Source organism: Alkalibacterium sp. s-m-28, assembly GCF_054658175.1.
In genome coordinates this window covers 1-5572 of the sequence record NZ_BAAGIQ010000112.1, presented here as the reverse complement: position 1 = coordinate 5572, position 5572 = coordinate 1, and the positions used below count along the sequence as shown (strand labels likewise).

Here is a 5572-nt window from a genome sequence, read left to right as displayed (position 1 = left end):
GAGCTATAGGCTCTGCCATGGGAGGGGTGATGGCACACCCTTAAACTTAAGGCTTGAACAAAACAGAAATGGCCTGCGTTCGACAAAGCACTTAAGAATCCCACTGCTTTAGCTGTGGGAGTGTCAACAGCAGCTAACTAGTAGAAGGGGATAAGATTGATGAATATAGCAATTGCAGGATCGGGGGCGCTTGGATGCGGATTCGGATATATGCTTCAGAAAAACGGACAGAACGTGACGCTTCTAGATTATTGGGAAGACCACATTGAAGCAATTAGAGATAACGGACTGACTGTTTCAGTTAATGGTGCGAAAGGTACACTTCCAATGACTATTTCCAGACCGGAAGAAGTATCTGGTGAAATGGATGTTATCTTTGTATTCACGAAGGCGATGGGATTGGAGAAGATGATGACTCAAATCAGTCATCTCATCGGTACAAAAACTAAAATTGTCTGTCTGTTGAATGGATTGGGACACCTTAAAACTCTTGAAGCATTTGTCGACAGACGAAATATAATAATGGGAACGACTGTCTGGACTGCTGGAATTGTTGCCCCAGGTGAAACGCAGCTGAACGGGAATGGTCCAGTTGAGCTGCAGAACAGCCATCCTGAAGAGGAAGAAGCCGCACGTGTCATAGTCAATATACTCAAGGACAGCGGCCTTTTCGGAGAATACAGCAAGAATGTCAAGTACACGACTTGGAGAAAAGCGTGCATCAACGGCACAATGAATGCCCTGTGTGCACTGCTGGATGCATCGCCGTCTATCGATTCCCTGCTCAACGGAATCGTTGACGAATTCGCAGCTGTGGCGAAAGCTCAAGATGATATCGAAATCGACAGAGTTGAAATGATTCACTACCTTAAAGAAGTGGCATCTCGTCTGGGATCGCACTACCCGTCGATGCATCAGGATCTCTTCAACCGACGTCCGACAGAAATTGATTATCTGAACGGTGCAGTAGTGGAGGCAGCCGAAAAGTACGGAATAGAAGCTCCCCATTGCCGCCGAATGACAGATCTGATTCATGCAAAAGAAGCTGTTCTTGGGATTGAAACAGCCAGATAAAGTGTGCAGTTCAGTCGGTCTGATCACGTAGCAACTTACGAAAAGAAAGCGAACGGACTTTCTTTTTAAACCGGATTATGGTATACTATTTACAGAGCACGAGAGACAGCTCTATACTGTAACGGGGTTGTTACGGATTCGACAGGCACAGATTGAGCTTGAGTTGCGTTTCGCAGGTGACGGCTGCGTACCAACGTCACAGTTAAATTAACTGCAAACAATAACAACAATTCTTACGCTTTAGCTGCGTAAAAACAGCTTAGCGTGATCCGACCGGCATCGCCCATGTGCTCGGCACCGGGTCCTATAATAAGTGGGATACGTCTATTCTTTCCGTCTGTAAGAATAGAAAGAGATTAACAGACTAGCGGCGCATGATGCCTGTTTTACGGCTAATGCTTAGCGAATTCTAAGTAGTAAGACTATGAACGTAGATACTTGAGTGCCAATGTGTCTGGACAGGGGTTCGACTCCCCTCAACTCCATAATAGAATACAGGTCAGAAGTGCTGATTAATCAGAGCTTCTGGCCTTTTTGTCGTCTGTATAGCCTTAAATATCCTTTTAGGGAGACGGACTAGACGAAAAAGGATTACTGAGTGTGATTATAAAAAAGAAAAGGAGAGTGGTAATAAAATCAATAAAAGTAAATCAATGGTAACCTTATAATTAGTATTGGGTAAAGATAGGAAAACAAAGGCAATAATAGCTGGTTACATTTATTTAAAAAAGACTTGACAAGAATGGTTTACAATAGTAAACTTATCTTAAACATTTACGTTTACTCATGTAAACAATAAGGGGGGAAAGAGAATGAGTACAATAGTAGTTAACTCTCATATCACAGATGCTGAATGGGAAGTTATGCGTGTAGTCTGGGCGAATGGTCGAGTGACTAGTAAAGAAGTCATCTCCATATTGAAAGAAAAAATGGACTGGAAACAAGCGACAACCAAAACGCTCTTAGGTCGACTCGTGGAAAAAGGCGCACTGAATACAGAGCAAGAAGGTAGAAAATATATTTATTCGGCAAATATCGAAGAGAAAGAAGCGGTAAGAAGTTTTACAAACGATATTTTCGATCGTATTTGTCGGAAGAATGTCGGGAATGTAATAGAGAGTATCATTAAGAATCATACTTTAAGTTTCGATGATATCCAACGGCTAGAAGAAATATTAGAGATGAAAAAAGCTTTCGCAGTAGAAGAAGTTGATTGTCAGTGTGCAGAAGGGCAATGCGATTGCCATTTACATCATCATGGAGAATAAGGAGTGAAAAAATTGGAGAATAAATCATTTGCCATAGAAGGTATGACCTGTGTGTCTTGTGCACAGACAGTAGAAAAAGCAGCAAAAAAGGTTCGTGGGGTCACACAGGCTTCCGTAAACCTAGCAACAGAGAAGTTAAGTATAGAGTACGATGAAGCAACTTTTTCGGTAGAAAATCTACAAAAAGCGGTGGATAATTCAGGGTATGAACTGATTGCCCAAGAGGGAAAGACGCAAACCTTTGCAATTGAAGGGATGACCTGTGCATCCTGTGCACAGACAATTGAAAAAGCTGTCGGAAAGTTGTCGGGCGTAGATAAAGCTTCAGTCAATTTAGCGACAGAAAAAATGCAAGTTTCTTATAACCCGTCAGCAATTTCAGTATCTGATGTGACTGATGCTGTATCCAATAGTGGTTATGCAGCCGTATTAGAGACTACGGATACTCAAGATAATTCACGAGCAGAGAAGCGTGAGAAAAAAGAAAAAAGAATGAAGCAACTTTTAAATCGTTTTGGGATATCCATTATATTTACAATCCCTTTATTAATTATATCCATGGGTCATATGGTCGGTATGCCTCTACCAAATATCGTTGACCCAATGATAAATGCATTTAATTTTTCTCTTTTACAACTTATTCTGACTTTGCCGATAATGGTAGTAAGCTGGGAATATTTCCAGAAGGGATTCAAAAGTTTATTTAAAGGTCACCCAAATATGGATTCCCTGATTGCGCTTGGTACGGCGTCTGCATTTGTTTACAGCCTTGCTGCGACAATCGGGACAGGCATGGGTTACGGCAACTTTGCCGATTTACTTTATTATGAAGTAACTGGAGTTATCTTGGCGCTCCATACATTAGGGCTATTTTTAGAAGAACGCTCAAAGGGGCAAATGTCCTCAGCTATTGAAAAATTAGTTAACTTGGCTCCTAAAACAGCTCGAGTAATACGTAATGGTGTGGAACAAGAGATTACTGTGGACGAAGTCGCTTTAGGAGATGTTATTCGAGTTCGTCCGGGAGAAAGTATGCCTGTAGATGGTGTTGTTGTTGAGGGACGCACTTCAGTCGATGAATCAATGCTGACAGGAGAAAGTATCCCCGTGGAAAAGGAAAGAGGAGACGAGGTTATTGGGGCTAGTATCAATAAAAATGGTTCCATTGATTACCGCGCGACTCGAGTGGGAAGTGATACAACTCTATCTCAAATCATAAAATTAGTAGAAGATGCTCAAGGGTCTAAAGCACCCATTGCTCGAATGGCCGATATCATTACCGGATATTTCGTACCGATTGTTATAGCATTAGCCGTTTTAGCAGGGATTGCTTGGTTAATTGCAGGTCAATCTGGAATATTTGCTTTATCCGTTATCATAACAACCCTTGTCATTGCTTGTCCATGTGCCTTAGGTTTGGCGACTCCAACAAGTATTATGGTTGGAACCGGAAAAGGGGCAGAACATGGTGTCTTGATAAAAAGTGGTGAGGCGTTAGAAACCACTCATAATTTAGACACGATTGTATTTGATAAAACAGGGACACTGACAGAAGGAAAACCTATCGTGACGGATATTTTGGTAACTCCTCTTATTACTAAAGAAAATCTTTTATATTATGCAGCTTCCGGTGAAACAGGTTCTGAACACCCATTAGGCGAAGCCATCATACAGAAATCAAAAGAAAAGAACATGACATTAGCTAAACCAGATCATTTTGAAGCGATTCCTGGACACGGGATTCGAGTTGAAATTGAGGGCAAAGATATGTACATTGGAAACCGTAAACTGATGCTAGAGCAGAAAATTGATTTATCAAGCATGGAAAAAGAATCCGATCGTTTAGCAGACGAAGGAAAAACACCGATGTATCTCTCTGTTGATGGAGAACTAGCTGGAATTATCGCAGTAGCTGATACACTCAAGGAAAATAGTATGAAGGCTGTTAAAGAACTTAGAAGACGCGGTGTTGAAGTAATCATGATTACTGGAGATAACAAACGTACAGCCAAAGCGATTGCTAAGCAGGTGGGTATTGACCATGTATTAAGTGAAGTATTACCTGAAGATAAAGCAGAAGAAGTCAAAAAACTACAAGAAACAGGCAAGAAGGTAGCGATGGTTGGAGACGGCATTAACGATGCACCCGCATTAGCTCAAGCAGATATCGGAATTGCAGTTGGGTCAGGTACGGACGTGGCGATAGAATCAGCTGATATTGTCCTAATGCGTAACGATTTAACGGCTGTATTGACTGCGATTGATTTAAGTCATACAACGCTACGAAACATTAAACAAAACTTGTTCTGGGCTTTTGCTTACAACCTTGTAGGTATTCCAGTTGCGATGGGTCTCTTGTATATTTTTGGCGGACCATTGATGAGTCCAATGTTTGCGGCAGTCGCCATGAGTTTCAGTTCGGTGTCGGTCTTGCTCAATGCTTTACGGTTAAGACGATTCAAACCAGCAGTTGTTTAGAAAACACGTAGCTTATCTGGGATTTAAACTTCTTCCTATTCTAATAATAGGAGAAGATAAAAAATAAAAAGGGGAATAGAATAATGAAAAAAGAAGTCTTATTAGATGGCGTAAAATGTGCAGGTTGTGCCAATACAGTGCAAGAAAAATTTTCAGCTATTGAAGGGGTTGAATCTGTAGAGGTTGATTTAGCGACTAAAAAAGCAGTACTTGAAAGTCAAACAGAGATTGATACCGAAACGCTCAATGCTGCTTTAGCAGAAACTAACTATTCAGTATTAAGTGCATAAAGTACGAATACCATTTATTCATAGATAGTAGATAGAGATAAAGTATAGAACCCTTTTCATGATAATTATATGCAGTGTTAGATGAGAGGGTTCTAAAACTTTAAAGTCAGCCTCTAATCTAATAAGGAGGAATTAAAAATGAGTAATAACAAAAAACATTCGTCACATAGTCATCATAATCACGGCGGCATGAATCAATCAAAACACGACCATAATGAAATGGAACATCACGGGGGGCATCACGATCATCATGCTGGTCATGACCACAGTGGGCATGGCGGGCACGATCATCACCACCATGGAGATTTCAAGGAACTCTTTTTAAAGTCATTGCCGGAACTGTCAAATTTTTTATGAAAACTAAAAATTAAAGGTGGTGAAGGCCCACTGACTATACCAATCGGAGCCGCATTTGCCCTTGACAAACACTTGAATGGTTTCAGTTAAGGTCACAAGGGTGAC

The 5572-nt window shown here is 41.0% G+C and carries 4 protein-coding genes, 1 other RNA gene and 1 pseudogene; all 6 read left to right on the top strand.

Annotated features, from left to right (window positions below; translation table 11 throughout):
• Window positions 1-159 precede the first annotated feature (159 nt).
• Window positions 160-1074 (top strand): 2-dehydropantoate 2-reductase, encoded by a 915-nt coding sequence (locus ACYQ4S_RS10615; protein ID WP_459771050.1) that lies wholly within the window; start codon window positions 160-162, stop codon window positions 1072-1074.
• A gap of 123 nt (window positions 1075-1197) precedes the next feature.
• Window positions 1198-1562: a transfer-messenger RNA gene (gene ssrA / locus ACYQ4S_RS10610) on the top strand.
• Window positions 1563-1886: 324 nt separating this feature from the next.
• A complete protein-coding gene (locus tag ACYQ4S_RS10605; RefSeq protein ID WP_459771048.1) occupies window positions 1887-2342 on the top strand; it encodes a CopY/TcrY family copper transport repressor in 456 nt (151 codons plus the stop codon).
• A 12-nt stretch (window positions 2343-2354) separates the two neighbouring features.
• A complete protein-coding gene (locus ACYQ4S_RS10600) occupies window positions 2355-4820 on the top strand; it encodes a heavy metal translocating P-type ATPase (RefSeq protein ID WP_459771052.1) in 2466 nt (821 codons plus the stop codon).
• A gap of 83 nt (window positions 4821-4903) precedes the next feature.
• Window positions 4904-5110: a copper chaperone TcrZ gene (gene tcrZ, locus ACYQ4S_RS10595; protein WP_062532177.1), complete on the top strand. Its 207-nt coding sequence runs from the start codon at window positions 4904-4906 to the stop codon at window positions 5108-5110.
• A gap of 138 nt (window positions 5111-5248) precedes the next feature.
• Window positions 5249-5446, top strand: a pseudogene (locus ACYQ4S_RS10590) (ATPase); the annotation flags it as partial.
• Between the last annotated feature and the right edge of the window lie 126 nt (window positions 5447-5572).